15 protein-coding genes are annotated in these 17,439 nt (G+C 51.3%); 13 read left to right on the top strand and 2 right to left on the bottom strand.

Annotated features, from left to right (window positions below; all coding sequences use genetic code 11):
- Window positions 1–4: 4 nt before the first annotated feature.
- Window positions 5–526: a hypothetical protein gene (locus tag J3351_RS08295; RefSeq protein ID WP_097786471.1), complete on the bottom strand. Its 522-nt coding sequence runs from the start codon at window positions 524–526 to the stop codon at window positions 5–7.
- 24 nt (window positions 527–550) lie between these two features.
- The gene (locus tag J3351_RS08300) at window positions 551–1,306 is read right to left on the bottom strand and encodes a UDP-N-acetylglucosamine diphosphorylase (protein WP_186851609.1); all 756 of its coding nucleotides are present in this window, start codon (window positions 1,304–1,306) and stop codon (window positions 551–553) included.
- Between the two features lie 377 nt (window positions 1,307–1,683).
- Between J3351_RS08300 and ppdK the strand changes: the two genes are divergently transcribed.
- The 13 genes from ppdK to J3351_RS08365 all read left to right on the top strand — a co-directional run bounded on the left by ppdK (window position 1,684) and on the right by J3351_RS08365 (window position 17,079).
- Window positions 1,684–4,350: a pyruvate, phosphate dikinase gene (gene ppdK / locus J3351_RS08305; RefSeq protein WP_207697509.1), complete on the top strand. Its 2,667-nt coding sequence runs from the start codon at window positions 1,684–1,686 to the stop codon at window positions 4,348–4,350.
- Between the two features lie 215 nt (window positions 4,351–4,565).
- On the top strand, window positions 4,566–5,084 hold the full coding sequence (locus tag J3351_RS08310) for a hypothetical protein (RefSeq protein ID WP_156070430.1): 519 nt from the start codon (window positions 4,566–4,568) through the stop codon (window positions 5,082–5,084).
- A gap of 10 nt (window positions 5,085–5,094) precedes the next feature.
- Window positions 5,095–5,319 (top strand): hypothetical protein, encoded by a 225-nt coding sequence (locus J3351_RS08315; RefSeq protein WP_128118643.1) that lies wholly within the window; start codon window positions 5,095–5,097, stop codon window positions 5,317–5,319.
- 219 nt (window positions 5,320–5,538) lie between these two features.
- A complete protein-coding gene (locus tag J3351_RS08320) occupies window positions 5,539–6,939 on the top strand; it encodes a Wadjet anti-phage system protein JetA family protein (protein ID WP_097770214.1) in 1,401 nt (466 codons plus the stop codon).
- Complete coding sequence (locus J3351_RS08325) at window positions 6,936–7,583, top strand: DUF4194 domain-containing protein (RefSeq protein ID WP_005920847.1); 648 nt, start codon at window positions 6,936–6,938, stop codon at window positions 7,581–7,583. Before J3351_RS08320 ends, J3351_RS08325 begins: the two co-directional genes overlap by 4 nt.
- Window positions 7,534–10,917: an ATP-binding protein gene (locus J3351_RS08330; protein ID WP_207697510.1), complete on the top strand. Its 3,384-nt coding sequence runs from the start codon at window positions 7,534–7,536 to the stop codon at window positions 10,915–10,917. The genes J3351_RS08325 and J3351_RS08330 overlap by 50 nt, the downstream gene beginning before the upstream one ends.
- Window positions 10,877–12,115 carry a Wadjet anti-phage system protein JetD domain-containing protein gene (locus J3351_RS08335; protein ID WP_097770212.1) on the top strand — a complete coding sequence of 413 codons (1,239 nt, stop codon included), beginning with the start codon at window positions 10,877–10,879 and terminating at the stop codon, window positions 12,113–12,115. Before J3351_RS08330 ends, J3351_RS08335 begins: the two co-directional genes overlap by 41 nt.
- Window positions 12,116–12,360: 245 nt before the next feature.
- Window positions 12,361–12,798, top strand: a complete 438-nt coding sequence (locus tag J3351_RS08340) for a DUF4869 domain-containing protein (protein WP_207697511.1) — start codon at window positions 12,361–12,363, stop codon at window positions 12,796–12,798.
- A 14-nt stretch (window positions 12,799–12,812) separates the two neighbouring features.
- Window positions 12,813–13,775, top strand: a complete 963-nt coding sequence (locus J3351_RS08345; protein ID WP_097772947.1) for a translation initiation factor 2 — start codon at window positions 12,813–12,815, stop codon at window positions 13,773–13,775.
- 19 nt (window positions 13,776–13,794) lie between these two features.
- Entirely contained in the window at window positions 13,795–14,220 is a 426-nt protein-coding gene (locus tag J3351_RS08350; RefSeq protein ID WP_097772946.1) for a hypothetical protein, read from the top strand.
- Between the two features lie 305 nt (window positions 14,221–14,525).
- Window positions 14,526–16,109 carry a C69 family dipeptidase gene (locus J3351_RS08355; RefSeq protein WP_242699357.1) on the top strand — a complete coding sequence of 528 codons (1,584 nt, stop codon included), beginning with the start codon at window positions 14,526–14,528 and terminating at the stop codon, window positions 16,107–16,109.
- 216 nt (window positions 16,110–16,325) lie between these two features.
- Window positions 16,326–16,844, top strand: a complete 519-nt coding sequence (locus J3351_RS08360; RefSeq protein WP_156070430.1) for a hypothetical protein — start codon at window positions 16,326–16,328, stop codon at window positions 16,842–16,844.
- A gap of 10 nt (window positions 16,845–16,854) precedes the next feature.
- Window positions 16,855–17,079, top strand: a complete 225-nt coding sequence (locus J3351_RS08365) for a hypothetical protein (protein WP_143405634.1) — start codon at window positions 16,855–16,857, stop codon at window positions 17,077–17,079.
- Window positions 17,080–17,439 lie beyond the last annotated feature (360 nt).

Here is a 17,439-nt window from a genome sequence, read left to right on the forward strand (position 1 = left end):
TTTATTACAGGTTCAGCGTGATGGCAGAGGCCTTCCAGCGGCCCTCCTCCTTCACCATGGTGATGGTGCCGGATACCTGCGCGGCGGCGGTGCTGTCCGTAGCGGTCAGCAGGGCGGCGGAAAAATCGTAGCAGTTTTCTGCCCCGGCGCGCTTTTTCAGGGTGAGGTCGCTGGGCACCAGCTTGTCGCCGGACTGCCCTGCCAGCGCGGTGATGCGGGTGGGCAGACGGTTCGCCATGATTTTGTTCAGGCAATCGGCAGTCATGGCATCGCCCAGCTGCGCCTGAAGGAAGGCGTACAGCCCATCGGTGTCCACAGCAGCAAGCCCCGGTTCACTGCCGGAGGGCGCAGCGGCGTCCACGGCCTGCTCCACGGCAGAGGAACAGGAGAGCAGCTGCTGCACCACGAACTCCGCCTGCTTTTTGGCGGGGTCGCTGCGCAGGCGGGTCAGGGCGAACACGGCGGCAACAGCCGCGAAGAAAAGGACAAGGCACAGTGCCTGCTTGCGAAAACTTTCAGACTTCATACGTAGCTCCCTTCCGGCAGAGCGTTACTTGTTCTGCTCCTCCTCCAGCTTCTGCTTTTTGGCGATATAGGCCTCCATCTTGGGGGCGGCCCAGCCCTCAAGATTGGTCTGGCGGTCGCGGGCGATGCCCAGCGCCTGGGCGGGCACATCCTTGGTGATGGTGCTGCCGGCGGCGGTGTAGGCACCGTCGCCTACCTTGACCGGGGCTACAAGGTTGGTGTTGCAGCCAATGAAGCAGTAATCGCCGATCTGGGTGCGGAACTTATCCTTGCCGTCGTAGTTGCAGGTGACGGTGCCGCAGCCGAAGTTGCAGTACTTGCCCACGTCACTATCGCCGATGTAGGTCAGGTGGCTCACGGTGTTGCCCCGGGCAAAGTTGGAGTTCTTGGTCTCCACATAGGCACCCAGATGCACGCCGTAGTCGGTGACAGTGTTCACCCGCACATGGGTGAAGGGGCCGATGTTGTTGTGGGGACCCAGATGGCTGCCGTAGACCTGGCTGGCGTTGACGGTGGTGCCCTCGTCCACGGTGCTGTCCTCGATCAGGCTGTTGGGGCCGATGACGCATCCTGCGCCGATGACCGTCTTGCCGCGCAGGATGGTGCCCGCCAGAATGGTGGCTCCCGGGGCGATGACAACGCCATCGTCGATCTGGACGGTACGGCTCTCAATGTTCACGCCGTTGGCGATGTGAAAAAGCAGGATGTTCTCGCGCCGGCTTTCGGCAGCGTCCAGTTTGGCGCGTGCTGCGGCCAGAGCTTCGTTGGAAATGGTTTCCATAAATAGTGTCCCTCCTTGGGAAGGTGTGGTATTTTGTTGTATCCATGAGGGAGAAATTCCGGCCCGTTCCGCAGGTGGAATTCCACCGGAAATTTTAATGGATAACAGCATGTATCCAAGACACGGAAAAATAGCTCTGCAAAACAAAAAACCTCTCGAACTTTCTCCCATTTTATAATAGCGGAAAATTGAGTAAATTTCAAGGGAATTGCACAAAATTTATCAAACAAATTCGGTGTTTTGCCCGGTGGCAACGTGGGAATTTTCTGGTATAATAGTTTAGCATTCACAAGACAATGTTCATCAGCTTTGAGAAAAAAGTGCGATGAGACCGCCGGGCGTGGCACCGGGGGTCACCAAATGGGAGGTAAACACGCATGAGCAAAAAGTATCTGTACTACTTCAGCGAGGGCAACGATGCCTTCGGCGGCGACAAGGTCACCATGAAGAATACTCTGGGCGGCAAGGGTGCCGGTCTGGCAGAGATGACTGCTGCCGGTATGCCGGTTCCCCAGGGCTTCACCATCACCACGGATGCCTGCACCCAGTACTATGCAGACGGCCGTCAGATCAATGACGATATCACCGCTGACATCTTCGAGCATCTCAAGGGTCTGGAAGAGATCACCGGCAAGAAGTTTGGCGATAACACCAACCCCCTGCTGGTCTCTGTCCGTTCCGGTGCCCGTCAGTCCATGCCCGGCATGATGGATACCATCCTGAACCTGGGCCTGAACGACGAGGCTGTTGAGGGTCTGGCAAAGAAGACCGGCAACGCCCGCTTCGCATACGACTGCTACCGCCGTTTCGTGCAGATGTTTGCAGACGTTGTTATGATGGTTCCGAAGAGCCTGTTCGAGGTCGAAATCGACAAGATGAAGGAAGCCAAGGGCGTTAAGAACGACGTTGACCTGACTGCTGACGACCTGAAGGAACTGGTCGGCATCTTCAAGAAGATCTACGAGGAGAACGAGGGCAAGCCGTTCCCCCAGGATCCCCGTGATCAGCTGATCGAGGCTGTCAAGGCTGTGTTCCGCAGCTGGGACAACCCCCGTGCAAACGTTTACCGCAAGATGAACGAGATCCCCTACGAGTGGGGCACCGCTGTCAACGTGCAGCAGATGGCATTCGGCAACTCCGGCGACCGTTCCGGCACCGGCGTTGCCTTCACCCGTGACCCCGCCACCGGCGCAAAGAAGCTGATGGGCGAGTACCTGATCAATGCACAGGGCGAGGACGTCGTCGCAGGCGTGCGCACTCCTTCTCCCATCAGCCACCTGAAGGATCAGATGCCTGAGGTGTACGATCAGTTCGTTGAGATCGCAACCCGTCTGGAGAACTACTTCCGCGATATGCAGGATATGGAGTTCACCATTGAGGACGGCCACCTGTACATGCTGCAGACCCGTAACGGCAAGCGTACCGCACAGGCCGCTCTGCAGATCGCATGCGACCTGGTGGACGAGGGCATGATCACCGAGCAGGAGGCTGTTCTGCGCGTGGAGCCCAAGCAGCTGGATACCCTGCTGCATCCCCAGTTCGATGCCGCTGCCCTGAAGGCTGCCGAAGTCGTCGGCAAGGGCCTGGCAGCTTCTCCCGGTTCCGCCTGCGGCCAGATCGTCTTTACTGCTGAGGAAGCAGAGGAGATGGTCAAGTCCGGCAAGATGAAGAAGGTCGTTCTGGTCCGTCTGGAGACTTCTCCCGAGGACATCGTGGGCATGCAGGTGTCTCAGGGCATCCTGACCGTCCGCGGCGGCATGACCAGCCACGCAGCCGTTGTTGCCCGTGGTATGGGTACTTGCTGTGTCTCCGGCTGCGGCAACGACAACGAGGTCAAGATCGATGAGGAGGCCAAGACCTTCGAGATCAACGGCCACAAGTTCGTTGAGGGCGACTGGATCTCCATCGATGGCTCCACCGGCAACATCTACGGCGAGCAGGTCGCAACCGTGGCCGCTACCGGCAACAAGAACTTCAACCGCTTCATGGGCTGGGCCGATGCTGCCCGCCAGCTGCTGGTTATGACCAACGCTGATAACCCCCGCGACGCACAGCAGGCCGTTGACCTGGGTGCTGAGGGCATCGGCCTGTGCCGTACCGAGCACATGTTCTTCGCTGAGGACCGCATCAAGGCTGTCCGTGAGATGATCTGCGCACGTACCGTGGAAGAGCGCGAAGCTGCTCTAGCTAAGGTCGAGCCGTTCCAGCAGGGTGACTTCGAGGCCATGTACCGCATCATGGGTGAGCGCCCGATGACCATCCGCTACCTGGATCCCCCTCTGCACGAGTTCCTGCCCACCAAGGACGAGGACATCAAGGAGCTGGCTGCCGATATGGGCATGACCTTCGATGACCTGAAGAACGTCGTGGCTTCTCTGCACGAGTTCAACCCCATGATGGGTCACCGTGGCTGCCGTCTGGCTGTCACCTATCCTGAGATCGCAGCAATGCAGACCCGCGCTGTGATCAAGGCTGCCCTGAATGTCTCTGCTGAGACCGGCTGCATGATCACCCCGCACATCATGATCCCGCTGGTCGGCGAGGTCAAGGAGCTGAAGTTCGTCAAGGACGTTGTGGTCAAGGTTGCTGATGAGCTGATCGCTGCTGTTGGCGTTGACATGAAGTATCAGGTCGGTACCATGATCGAGATCCCCCGTGCAGCTCTGACTGCCGGCGAGATCGCCAAGGAGGCTGAGTTCTTCAGCTTCGGCACCAACGACCTGACCCAGATGACCTTCGGCTTCAGCCGTGATGACGCTGCCAAGTTCCTGGGCGCTTACTACGAGAACAAGATCTACGAGAGCGATCCGTTCCAGCACCTGGATCAGATCGGCGTGGGCAAGCTGGTCAAGATGGCTGCCCACGACGGCCGTGAGACCCGTCCCGATCTGGGCCTGGGCATCTGCGGTGAGCACGGCGGCGATCCCACGAGCGTGGAGTTCTGCCACAACGTCGGTTTGGACTACGTCAGCTGCTCTCCCTTCCGTGTGCCCATTGCACGTCTGGCTGCTGCGCAGGCTGCTATTAAAAACCCCCGCAAGTAATTGCGTGAGGGCTTGAGAAAGCACCAATAAAGTATATGACCGCCCCGGTTTCCGTAACAGGAGATCGGGGCGGTTTTTATATCGTGGATTATATTTATTTTACATATTTACACAGAAAGATTTAAAAAGAAGCGGAGGCGGTGACTGGTTGAAAATTTAAGAGCGACTGAGTATAATAAGACTGTAAAATGCTTTATTTGGGAAAAGAGGTCTGTATGGCAAAGTTTGTACCATTTATTATAAAAACAGACGGCAGTCAGAATATCAGTGTGAAAATCGTGCGCATGAAAAAGTCTGATGCGGTACAGACTGAAAAAGAACCCGTCTGGCAAACAAGCTGGTTGTCAGATTATATTCAGGATGATGCCTTTGAAAAGTATGCCTTAAAGACGAGTAGTGGCGAATTGGTTGCGCTGGCTGCATACGAAATATTGGAAAATGACGTGATGGTTCATATTACCTACATTGAGAGCCAGCCGGAAAGCAATCCGACAATTGTCGGGCATTCTAAAAAGTATCAGGGCATTGGCCGAGTGTTGATTGCGTACGGAATCAAGCTGTCGATTGACCATGAATGCGGCGGGACGGTCACGTTCGAGGCAAAGGTTCCGGAGCTGGCAGAGCATTATGTCCGGGACTATGGAGCTTGTCCATTGCCGAGTTTTGGCGGAGCACCGCGTTATGAACTTTCTGGTGAGGCGGCAATGAACATCTTTGTAACTTACTTGAAATGAGGTGTGTTTGATGAGTGCAAAAGAATATTTTCAGCGTGATGCAGAGCGAGAGACATTTTATCGCACATTTTATCAAATTTGCAGACGCTTTAATGTCACATGGTCAACAGCAACGCCGGAAGTCCGAGCTTTTATTGAGGAAGTTACCCGTGTGACTTATGAACAGGAAAAAGCAAAGCGTAACGGAGTTTCTCTTAGTACAGTGAAGCCGTTCTTTGGAGATACAGCGTGTTAAAGAAACGGCAGAACACTGTTCCGAACGCCCTGTAATTTTAGCACCCGCTCAGGTTGCGATTAAGTCTCCCCGGAAATAAAATCTGGTAGGGTAAAGAAGATAAAAGCTCTTGGCTTCTGTAATGGAGGCCAAGAGCTTTTTGCATCTTGTTTTGTAAGCGGAAAGAGGTTACAATAATAGAAAAGAAAGCGTATATCAGTCGAATAAGGTGGTAGGCCTATGAAGTTTTTCGAAGTGGTTCCCAGTGAACTTTTCTCGCCGCTGGCTTCGCCCAACCGTATTTTATATGCGGATGCACTGGACGTACTGTACGCAGCATACCAAGAAAACTTGAAAATACGGGAAGATGTCTTGTATTCAATGCTGCGCGGCAGGCTGGAGCAGGAACTGGCGGATGCTACGTTTGAAGATGAAGACATTGACGAAGAGGAACTGAGGGATATCTCTGGCCGCGCCCGTTTTTTGATCCGCAAGCTGTGTAGTAAGGGGTGGTTTGAGAAGGAACGTGGGGATGATTTTGAAGAGTATATCACGATTCCTAATTACAGCAGCCGCTTGCTGGAATTATTCCACCAACTCCGCGATGATAGCCCGGCTCGTGGATATTCCTATGTGTTCGGAACGTTCTCTGCATTAAAGGTCGCTGACGATAGCGACAATGCTTACGAAAAAATGACGGCGCTTTACAGTGCCTACGATAACACAACGGCACTGATTAGTTTGTTGCAAATGGTCTATCATAACGTAAAGCATTACTTTCAGATGCAGATCGATATGCAGGATGTCAACCAGGTGCTGGCTGCACACTTCAATGACTTCGGACAAAAAGTTGTGGAGGCATACATCCGTCCGCTGAAAATCAAAGACTCAGTGCCGAAGTATCGTGTCCCAATTCAATCTATACTGAGACGGTGGGAAGAAGATGACGCGCTGCTGATGACGATGGCAAATGAAGCATTGCGTGATAAGCGGGGCAAGACATTGGAAGACTGCCGTGCCGATCTGCTGAGGAAAATTTTCTGGATCGAAGAACGCTATGACAATTTAGAGAAGGACTATCTTGAAGAAATTGATACGCAGGTCCGGCGCTATACCAGGGCAGCAACACAGAAAATCGAGAACCTGACGAACCGAGATCAAAGCGTGCGCGGCAATTTGAATGTTTTGCTGACGGCACTGTCCAGAAACCGCAGGGCATCTGAGCTGGTGGACCAGATACGACCGGCATTTCAATTGTATGAGCAGTCTTTTTTGTCAGAAAAAAGTCTGTGGTACCGTAAGCGTCCCGAAAAACGGACAAAAACCGCGTCGGTGCTGATACAAGATGATCAGGCACCGAATACGGAAGAACAGGTCAGAGCGGCACAGTTACTGCAATCGAAATATGGCCGGGCAGCAGTAAATGCTTACGTGCAGGGATGGCTGGGAGACGCTGACATTCGTTGCTCGGAGGAGCTCTCGCTTGAAGAGGACAAGGATTATATCATGAGTTTGCTGGCAATCCTTGGAAGCAAGGATACATCTGCCGGTTATGTGGTCCAGGAACTCGATGGCATTTTTTGCAAAAATGGCTATTCGATCCCGAAAATGCAGATCCGGAGGAAGGAGAAGAAGCCGTGAATTTTGATTTTGTTACCAATGCAACGGCAAAAGAACTGGAACAATTCAAATCTGTCTGCAATCAGCTGCTCAGCCGCACATACATTGTGCGAACCATCTACCAGCCGGGAAAAGGCAGGGTGGATAACCCAGACTATCTTTTTCTATCACGGCACTATGAGGCTGTACAGGAGTACCTGAGTCTGCTGGACTGGGATTTGCGCAGGGATGAACTGAACGGATACTTTTATGTGTTGAACACAGACGAGGCTAACCGTTGCAACCTCAATAAAAAAGAAACGGCGATTTTGCTGGCATTACGGCTGATCTACGAAGAAAATATGGAGCGTTTGGGTTTGGAGCAGGATGCCGTATGTACTGTGCGGGATGTGCTGGAAAAAGTGGTGACCGACTATCCAGTTTTTCCGGCTAAGCCGAATATGGAAGAGGTCAAACGTGCGTTTACGGTACTGGAAAACCATTCTGTGATTCAAAGACTGGAAGGAAAATTCAACCAGGGCAGCTGCAGGATCGCAATATTGCCAACCATTCTTTCTGCGGTCTCCAGCGAAAAGCTGAACTTGGTGGTGTCTGTTTTGAAAAAGGAGGAAACAGATGAAGAAGCTGAAGAAGATCCTGCTGATCAACTGGCTCTATTTCAGTAAGGAACTGATTGAAGTGGGCGACATCAATTTCCTGACCGGCAAGAACGGCGCCGGAAAGTCAACGGTCATCGATGCACTGCAGATCGTGCTGCTGGGCGAGACAAATTCCCGCAATTTCAATCAGGCAGCCAACGAAAAATCGCAGCGCACATTGGAAGGCTATCTGCGCGCCGACATGGATGATAACAGCCCGTATTCCCGCCGTGGTAAGGACTTTTCTACCTATATTGTCTGCGAATTTCAGGATGAGATGGAGGGCAGCAGCTTTGTGACGGGCGTTACCTTTGACTGCCGCAGCGATGGAAGTTACCGTGATACATTCTTTATTTACACGGGGACACTGCCGGAAAATTGCTTTATTGAGCAGGGCGAGGCAATGGAGATTTCTGCACTTCGCCGTTTTTTGAAGCAGAACTATGCACGGGCAGAATTTTACGATACCCAAAAAGAGTATCGCCGCAACATGCTTGCAAAGTGGAACGTCCACAACGAGCAGGTCTTACGGATGATGAAGAAGGCTGTTTCGTTCCGGCCAATTGTGGATATCCAAAAATTCATCACGGAAAACATCTGCGATATTCCGGATAAACCCAATATTGAGCTGATGCAGCAAAACATCCGGGATTATAAACGGCACGAATTGCTGGCGCAGCGTCAGCAGGAAAAGCTGGATGCGCTGCAGCAAATCAGCAGGCTGTATCAGGAGATGAACCAAGCCATAGACCGCTGCCAGATCCAGAAGTTTCTGGTACGGTGGGCCGAAAAAGAAGCTGCGCAGACAGAGATCGACCAGAGGGAATTGGAACGAACTGAATGCAAGGAGAACCTTGCAAATGTGAATGAGCAACGGGAGGAGCTTGAGCGGCAGATCGAACAGAAAGAAACGCGCCGCAGTGAGCTGGAGCTGGCCTACAGGCAGAGCAACGTTTTCCAGGAGGAAGAGCGTCTGCTCAACACGGAAAAGGCTCTGAGAGATGAGCAGAAAAAGCTGGAACAGGGTCTGCAAAATCTTGAAGTGGAGATCAAGCGGGAAGCACGGCATTTGCAGAGATTCTGTGGGGAGATACAAGAACTGGAACCGGAAGAACTTCTCATACCGGTGCAGGAAGCGGCGAACACGGCGCAGAAAGCATATGCTGTATTTACTGGTGACGAGAAGGGATTGTTTGCCCGGCCTGTGGAATTGTTTGAAACGGGGCAGCAGGCAGTGGCCGAATTGTCGGATGCTGTCCGCAGTGCGGCTCATAAAACAGAGGATCGTATTGCAGAGCTGAAGAAGCAAGCCGACCAGAAAAGTGCGGTGCTTGCAAATCTGCGCAGGAACATAAAAGATTATCCCCATGGACTTCTGCTGTTCAAAGACCGGCTGGAAAAGGATCTGGCGGATAAAACGGGGCATGCGGTTCCCGTTTATATTCTGGCTGATGTGCTGGAAATGGCAGATGAGCGCTGGCGTGGAGCGGTAGAAGGCTACCTAAATAACCAGAAATATTATCTGCTGGTGGAGCCGGGATGTTATCAGGATGCACTTAACATTTACGACCGGCTGAAGCAGGAAGCAGAGTGCCGTGCGTTTGGTCTGGTAGATATCGGAAAACTGCGGGAAAAAGAAACACTTCGACCGCTGCCCGGCAGTCTGGCAGAAAAAGTGGAGACAGAAAACAAGCTGGCACGCAGCTATGTGGACTATCTTCTGGGTCGGGTGATATGCTGCGACACGGCAGAACAGTTGCGCTGCTATAAGACGGCAATTACGGCAGAGGGAATGCTGTATCAGGGCTATGTGGCCCGCGCACTTCGGAAGGGCTGGATGGAAGACGCCTTCATCGGGCGACGTGCGGTGCAGCTCCGCATCGACCATCTGGAAAAGGAACTGGCCTGTCTGCAGAAAGAGCTGCGGCATTGGCAGCCGCTCCAGAAGCAGCTGACCGGCCTGCAGGAGCCGCTTTTTACCCAAAGATTCGTCCGAATCGATGTGGCGCAAAAGCAGGAGGACTACCAGCGCGTCCAGACGATCATCAAGGAAATCGCAGAAGTCAAAAATCAGCTTTCCCAGTTGAATCTGTTCTGGTTGGATGAGCAGCGACGCATCATTGAACAGTTGAAAGAAGAGATCCTTGCATTCAATAAGGAAAAAGATGCGAAAAATGTGCAAAAAGGGAAGTTGGAAGACCGCATCCATCAGCTGGAATATGAGATCTTGCCGGAAAAATACCAACGGTATGAGGCTATCGAAGATGTTTTGAACGAGGAGTTCACGAAGGAATACCGAGAAACCATCGGCGTTCCCCGCTATCGGCAGGAGCTTGTCCGCTTGAAAAAGGCAGATGTCATCCGCAAGAACTTTGGCGACAGTTTGGCGCAGAGCACAAAGGCGATGGACGGGGCTCAGAAGAAACTGTTTGCAGCACGCAGAGAATATGCAGAACGGTTCAAACCCTGTGCATTCCAGATCGAGGTGATGGATAACACCGAATACGAGGAAGAACGGCGTACTCTGCAGGAAAGCGAGCTGCCCCGATACAAAGAAAAAATTCGGGCGGCACGGGAAAGCGCAATGGAGCAATTCCAGAACGATTTCCTTGCCAAACTGAAATCCAGCATCGACCAGGTGCAAGAACAGGTGCACAATTTGAACAAGGCCCTGCGCCAGGCACAATTTGGCACAGACAAGTACCAATTCCGTGTAGGGCCAAACCCGGATTATCTGGATTACTATAACATGATCATGGCAGATGAACTGATGGAAGGCGAATCCGGTCTATTCGCACTGCCCTTTCAGCAAAAATACGGCCCATTGATCGAAAAACTGTTCAGCCAGATCACAATGGCAGACGATACGCAGCTCAATGCCCGCAAACAGAGCGAACTGCAGGAGAATATCGTCCGCTATACAGACTTCCGGACGTATCTGAAGTTTGATTTGGAAACGACCGATCAGAACGGTTCCAAGCAGCTGCTTTCTCAAACACTGAATATGAAGTCTGGTGGTGAAACACAAACGCCATTCTATATTGCGGTGCTGGCCTCGTTTGCCCAGCTGTACCGCGTCAACGATGCTACCCGTTTTGGTAATACGGTGCGTCTGGTGGTGTTCGATGAAGCTTTCAATAAAATGGATAGTGACCGGATCACGGAGAGTGTACTCCTTCTCCGAAAGATGGGGCTGCAGGCGATCATCTGTACGCCGCCGGATAAGGTCTCGGACATTATGCCCATTGCAGACCGTACATTATTAGTGGACAAATCCGGATACCGGATGCACATCATTCCATTTGGAAAGGAGATGCAGAATGAAGGAAGCACAGGTGATCCTGAATCGTCTGCTGGATAAGTTTGAAAACAGTAAGCATCTTTCTGAACCCAACACATCCAGACGTCGGGTAATGCTGCGCATTGATAAAAGGGAGTTGCCGGAGTATCAATACGAAGATGCGGTGGTTCGGGATGCTTACAATATTGCAGCGCGGGAGCTGGAGCAGCAGGCTTTGGTGCGTCTGGAATGGGCGAGAAAGCAGAGCGTTCTCTCCTGCATTGTGCTGGATCTGGAACGGGTCGCACAGTGCTATGAATGCGCCGACAGAGTGCATCCGCGAAAAAAGGCAGAAGAGGTTGCAAACATCATCATGCAGAAGCTGGCAGACAATCCCGTTCCATGGATCGCGGCATGGAGGAATGCTGTATGTGCTCAGGTGCGGAACAGCATGAAAGTGCCAACGTATTGCAGGGAAAACGACGGTCTGCTGCAGGAGCTTTTGCTCACGTTTCAACGGTATGCGGAGCTGTCCGGCAGTGTGACGATGCGTGCATTCAGCAGCCAGTGTTTTCACGATACCAAGTATTTTGAGCGAAATGTACGGGAGCTGTTTCTTACCATTGCACGAAAGTACAATACCCAACTGGCGGCGGCCTGTACAGAAGCGGAACTTGGTGAGCGGGATCAGCTTGCATTTCTGGGAATCTATGCCCGCCCGGAGCTTTACGAACTCTCGGGCGATTGCGCAATCTGCTTGAAGAAGGGAGAACTACAGCTCAGCGCAGCAGAACCTTATGGATTGGCTTTGCCCAGTACACTTGTGTCAGAGATTGTGGACATTGAACTGAAAAACATCTGCTGCATTACCTTTATCGAAAATAAAACGAACTATGATGAATATTTGCTGGCGGAAAAACAGCCGGAAGAACTTGTTGTTTATCACGGCGGCTTTCTGAGCCCGCGGAAGAAAAAACTTTTTGAAAAACTGGCTGCTGCGGCAGGGGAAACCATGCAAATTCGATTCTGGGCAGATATTGATCTGGGCGGTTTTTGCATGTTTGAAAACCTGCAAACGGTGTTCCCACAGCTTGAACCCATGCGTATGGAAGGGCGCTTTGTGGAACAGTACCACAAAAATGGCCTGAAGCGGCCGGAGCAGTATCTGAAGAAGCTGAAGGAAGAGCGGAATGCGGGAAGACATACGCTGTTTGTTGATGCAATTGATAAGATTTTGCAATATGGGGTCACAATCGAACAAGAAACATTTCTGGAGTAGAATTCATGCGAAGATAAAAACGCTTGTTGACCTATAGAAACGTACTATTATTCTTTTCAACGCCCTGCAATTTTGGAACCCGCCCAGGCTGCAATTAAGTCTCCCCGGAAATAAAATCTGGTAGGACAAAGAAGATAAAAGCTCTTGGCTTCTGTAATGGAGGCCAAGAGCTTTTTGCATCTTGTTTTGTAAGCTGAAAGAGGGTACAATGATAGCAGAAGTATGCACATCAATGAGGTGATACTATGCTGAATGTCTTTTACGGTGATATGAAGGAAGCGGTGTACAATACGGCTTCTTATTTCAAATACGACTACGAGGAAAGCTGGATCATCGACCCGATGGTCAAGGAAATGATTCAGGATGTAGATAGCTCCACTGTGATTGACAGTGGTATCATCGACAGCCCGGTCTTAGGCAAAATTCCACCGACTGCTTTGTCTGGTGGTGTAAAGACACTGATTTTGGTAAAGTTTGAGCCAGAGAAAGTGTTCAATGCATCGACTTGTGGTGACAACTGTGCAAAGTGGCTGCTCAAAATTGCAGAGCAGGAGGATCGCACGGTGAATTTGCGTCACCTGATGGATTTTGGCAAAAAGCCATTTACAATAAAAGTGCTGAATACGAATCAAATCGTTCACAGTATGGAAGAGCTGATTTTGGCCGCAGGTGAGTTTGTGTAAAGGGGCTGACAGAAATGAAAGGCATTCATAAAGTGGTCGTTGGCACAAAGTACTTGAAATATGAATTTGAACTGCGCCGCAACTTAACCATCATTCGCGGGGATAGCGCAACGGGTAAAACGACTCTCGTAGATATGATCCGTACCCATATGAACGATGGAGAGAGTGGACCGGTTACTCTAAATTGTGATAAAAGTTGCTACGTGGTAGAAGGAAATCTTTGGAAGGGACAACTTGACAATATTCAGGACAGCATTGTTTTTATCGACGAAGGAAACGAGTTTGTCAGGACCAAAGATTTTGCGCGTGCGATTCAGCAGACGGACAACTATTACGTCATCGTGACCAGAGAGGGTTTGTCTGCCTTGCCATACAGTGTGGAAGAAGTGTATGGTATCCGAACCTCTGGTAAGTATGGCTCACTGAAACAGAGCTATCATTCGTTCTATCGAATTTACCCGGATAGTACGACTGAAAATATTAAACCGGAGAAGATCTTGACAGAGGACAGCAATTCGGGGTATCAATTCTTTGATGCGGTCTGTGCAGAGCATCAAATGCAGTGTGATACTGCAAATGGAAAGTCAAATGTGTTTTCCTATTTGAAGGCGCATAAGGATGAAAAGATTCTGGTGATTGCAGATGGCGCTGCCTTTGGCCCGGAAATGGATAGGGTGTTGCAGTTGGTGCTGACAAGAGAGAATCTGGCACTCTATTTGCCAGAATCTTTTGAATGGCTGATACTTTCTTCTGGAATCCTGAAAGATACGGAGGTTGCACAGATATTGCAGACACCGTCTGACTACATCGATGGCAAAGACTATTTCAGCTGGGAACGTTACTTTACTGCACTTCTGACAGAGAAAACGGCTGGAACTTATCTGAATTATACTAAGAAAACGCTAAATGAGGCCTATTTGAGTGATGGCGTGAAGAACGCAATTTTGGGACAGATGCAGAAAGTCGAATTGAAATAAAATCAAAAGAAGGATCGTAATGAGGACACAGTATACATTAAAGGTTTATCCGGCAGGGCTTGGGCGCAGCGTATACAGAACGATAACCATCTGTGGTACGGATACACTGGATCAGCTCTGCATGGCGATTTTGAGTGCATTTGATTTTACGGCAGAGCATCTGTATGAATTTTGTATGGACAACAAGATGTACAGCGAAGACTGCTACCGATTCAATCCGATGGAAGATGACCTGTTTGACGAGGATGATGCAGAGGGAACCGATATTGCATTGGATGAACTGGGGCTGGTCGAAGGACAGAAATTCTCGCTCCATTATGACTTTGGAGATGATTGGATGTTTGCCATCCGTGTGATGAAAATAGAAGAAATAAAAAGACATCGCAAGCCGATGCTGCTCAGTTCAAAAGGAAGCGTTGAGCAGTACCCGGAGGGAGAAGAATGATGTCCAATGCCCTGTAATTTTGGCACCCGCCCAGGCTGCGATCAAGAACCCCCGCAAGTAATGGCGTGAGGGCTTGAGAAAGCACCAATAAAGTATATGACCGCCCCGGTTTCTGTGATAGGAAACCGGGGCGTTTTTTTGCGCTCACGGAGGGGCAGATGAAAAACGCAGTATGAATATATACTATATAAAAATGAATATATGCTAAAATTTCGGGAAAATACTTGTATTTTCATTAAAATGGGTGTATTATAACACCTGCCGACGAAATGCCGACAATCAACAAGAGAGGGATCGATACTATTATGTCTTTGAAGAAGAAAATTGCTGCGGCTTTCATCGCTTGTGCGATGACGCTTGCCGTGGTTCCTTCCGCCTTCGCCTGCACGGCACTCTATGTCGGCAGCGACCTCACCGAGGATGGCACCACCATGTTTGGCCGGATCGAGGATCTGGGCACCAACGATTACAACAAGCTGTTCAACATCAGCCCCGCCGGGAAGCACACCGCGGGCGAGGTGTACGAGGGTTGCTACGGCTTTACCTACACCTTCACCCACGACAGCTACCGCTACACCGCCCGCCGGGACGACAACGGTCTGGGTGTCTGCCCGGACTGCGACAGCACCCACGAGCACACCCCCTATGAGGAGGCTGGCACCAACGAGAAGGGCGTCATGGTCTCTGCCACCGAGTCTCTCTACGGCACCGACGCCGTGCTGAGCGTAGACCCCTATGTGGACAACGGCATTGAGGAAGCCGAGATCACCACGGTGCTGCTGAGCGAAGCTTCCACGGCCCGCGAGGGTGTTGCCCTGCTGACCTCCATCTACGACAACGCCGGTGCAGCCGGCGGCTCCGGCGTGTTCATTGCCGACCAGAATGAGACCTGGTTCGTGGAGAACCTGACGGGCCACACCTACCTTGCCCTGAAGCTCTCCTCCAGCGTGGTCTTCATGCAGCCCAACGTCGCCGCTATGGGCAAGATCGATCTGGATGACACCGACCATGTGGTGGCCTCTGCCAACCTGATCTCCGTGGCCCAGAAAGCCGGTACCTTTGTGGGCGATGCCGCTGCCAACGTCATCGACCTGGATGCCTCCTACAATGGCGACATCGCATCGGACCGCATGGCAGCCGGCCTGAACTACCTGTACGGCACCGACACCTTTACGAAGGACAACTACAGCGAGACCGACTTTGCCATCAGCAACGTCGGCGAGAACGGTGCCATCGTCCCGGTCTACTCCAACATCCAGCTGACCAAGAAGTTCTCGGTGGAGGATTCCATCCACTTCTTTCAGACCGAGCCCATCGGCAAGACGGGCAATGTGGAGACTCATCTGTTCCAGGTGAGCGCCACCGGCGATCTGAACACCGCCATTACCGAGTGGACCGCTTTTGACGACGACGTGTACAACGCCTTCGTCCCTTACTATCCGATGCTGACCACCGACACCGCAGATGTCTACAAGGTCTCGGTCCATAAGGTCACCCGTTCCGACGAGCAGCCCACCGAGGGCGTCTGGTATCAGGATGCCAAGGGCCGCTACTACACCTACCCGGACGACTGGACCGACTCCTTCTACGGCGTGCGTGACGCCCTCTCCAACCTGCTGACCTACGGCAGCAATGGCAATCAGGTCACCGCAAAGGATCAGGCTGCAGCCAAGGCCAGCTACGCCGCGCTCCAGCAGGAGATCATGGCCGACTACGCCGATATGAAGGCCGCCGTTGCCGCCGCCGACACGCTTGAGGCCAAGCAGGCTGCCGCCACCAACGCCAGCAATGCCATGAGCCAGAAGGTGTACAACACCACCCTGAAGATGTACAATAAGCTCCAGGCCAAGACGGCCGCCCGGGCATGGGTCAGCTCCCTGCTGCACTGAGGCTTTGCAGCGCCTGAGGCGTTTCCCATAAAACCGCAGCGCCCCCGGTTTCCATGACAGGAAGCCGGGGGCGTTTTTTATATTGTGGATTATATTTATTTTACATATTTACACCAAAAGATTTGAAAAGAAGCGGAGGCGGTGACTGGTTGAAAATTTAAGAGTGACTGAGTATAATAAGACTGTAAAATGCTTTATTTAGGAAAAGAGGTCTGTATGGCAAAGTTTGTACCATTTATTATAAAAACAGACGGCAGTCAGAATATCAGTGTGAAAATCGTGCGCATGAAAAAGTCTGATGCGGTACAGACTGAAAAAGAACCCGTCTGGCAAACAAGCTGGTTGTCAGATTATATTCAGGATGATGCCTTTGAAAAGTATGCCTTAAAGACGAGTAGTGGCGAATTGGTTGCGCTGGCTGCATACGAAATATTGGAAAATGACGTGATGGTTCATATTACCTACATTGAGAGCCAGCCGGAAAGCAATCCGACAATTGTCGGGCATTCTAAAAAGTATCAGGGCATTGGCCGAGTGTTGATTGCGTACGGAATCAAGCTGTCGATTGACCATGAATGCGGCGGGACGGTCACGTTCGAGGCAAAGGTTCCGGAGCTGGCAGAGCATTATGTCCGGGACTATGGAGCTTGTCCATTGCCGAGTTTTGGCGGAGCACCGCGTTATGAACTTTCTGGTGAGGCGGCAATGAACATCTTTGTAACTTACTTGAAATGAGGTGTGTTTGATGAGTGCAAAAGAATATTTTCAGCGTGATGCAGAGCGAGAGACATTTTATCGCACATTTTATCAAATTTGCAGACGCTTTAATGTCACATGGTCAACAGCAACGCCGGAAGTCCGAGCTTTTATTGAGGAAGTTACCCGTGTGACTTATGAACGGGAAAAAGCAAAGCGTAACGGAGTTTCTCTTAGTACAGTGAAGCCGTTCTTTGGTGATACAGCGTGTTAAAGAAACGGCAGATCACTGTTGCGAACGCCCTGTAATTTTGGCACCCGCCCAGGCTGCGATCAAGAACCCCCGCAAGGTTTTGCGTGAGCGCTTGAAAAAGCACAAATAATGCGAGCGAACCGCCCCGGTTTCTGTAACAGGAAGCCGGTGCGGTTTTTGTGTCATTTGCTGAATCTGAAGGATCCGCTTGTAAAGTTGGGAAAAAAGGTGTAATATTGGTGTACAGAGATTTAGAACAATGCATGATATGTAATGTTTCTGGAATCCGCATCAGCGGATGTGCTCCGAATGCTTGATAGGGAGCAACACTTTCCCCGCCTTGCGGGGGTAATAGCCGAAAAACGGCAAACATCGAAAAAA

This window comes from Faecalibacterium sp. Marseille-Q0746 (assembly GCF_017377595.1).
Lineage (GTDB): Bacteria > Bacillota > Clostridia > Oscillospirales > Ruminococcaceae > Faecalibacterium > Faecalibacterium duncaniae.

What these genes read in the sequence shown, in the direction of transcription:
- J3351_RS08295 (WP_097786471.1), bottom strand. Translation starts at nt 526, where the DNA reads ATGAAGTCTGAAAGTTTTCGCAAGCAGGCACTGTGCCTTGTCCTTTTC.
- J3351_RS08300 (WP_186851609.1), bottom strand. Translation starts at nt 1,306, where the DNA reads ATGGAAACCATTTCCAACGAAGCTCTGGCCGCAGCACGCGCCAAACTG.
- ppdK (WP_207697509.1), top strand. Translation starts at nt 1,684, where the DNA reads ATGAGCAAAAAGTATCTGTACTACTTCAGCGAGGGCAACGATGCCTTC.
- J3351_RS08310 (WP_156070430.1), top strand. Translation starts at nt 4,566, where the DNA reads ATGGCAAAGTTTGTACCATTTATTATAAAAACAGACGGCAGTCAGAAT.
- J3351_RS08315 (WP_128118643.1), top strand. Translation starts at nt 5,095, where the DNA reads ATGAGTGCAAAAGAATATTTTCAGCGTGATGCAGAGCGAGAGACATTT.
- J3351_RS08320 (WP_097770214.1), top strand. Translation starts at nt 5,539, where the DNA reads ATGAAGTTTTTCGAAGTGGTTCCCAGTGAACTTTTCTCGCCGCTGGCT.
- J3351_RS08330 (WP_207697510.1), top strand. Translation starts at nt 7,534, where the DNA reads ATGAAGAAGCTGAAGAAGATCCTGCTGATCAACTGGCTCTATTTCAGT.
- J3351_RS08335 (WP_097770212.1), top strand. Translation starts at nt 10,877, where the DNA reads ATGAAGGAAGCACAGGTGATCCTGAATCGTCTGCTGGATAAGTTTGAA.
- J3351_RS08340 (WP_207697511.1), top strand. Translation starts at nt 12,361, where the DNA reads ATGCTGAATGTCTTTTACGGTGATATGAAGGAAGCGGTGTACAATACG.
- J3351_RS08345 (WP_097772947.1), top strand. Translation starts at nt 12,813, where the DNA reads ATGAAAGGCATTCATAAAGTGGTCGTTGGCACAAAGTACTTGAAATAT.
- J3351_RS08350 (WP_097772946.1), top strand. Translation starts at nt 13,795, where the DNA reads ATGAGGACACAGTATACATTAAAGGTTTATCCGGCAGGGCTTGGGCGC.
- J3351_RS08355 (WP_242699357.1), top strand. Translation starts at nt 14,526, where the DNA reads ATGTCTTTGAAGAAGAAAATTGCTGCGGCTTTCATCGCTTGTGCGATG.
- J3351_RS08360 (WP_156070430.1), top strand. Translation starts at nt 16,326, where the DNA reads ATGGCAAAGTTTGTACCATTTATTATAAAAACAGACGGCAGTCAGAAT.
- J3351_RS08365 (WP_143405634.1), top strand. Translation starts at nt 16,855, where the DNA reads ATGAGTGCAAAAGAATATTTTCAGCGTGATGCAGAGCGAGAGACATTT.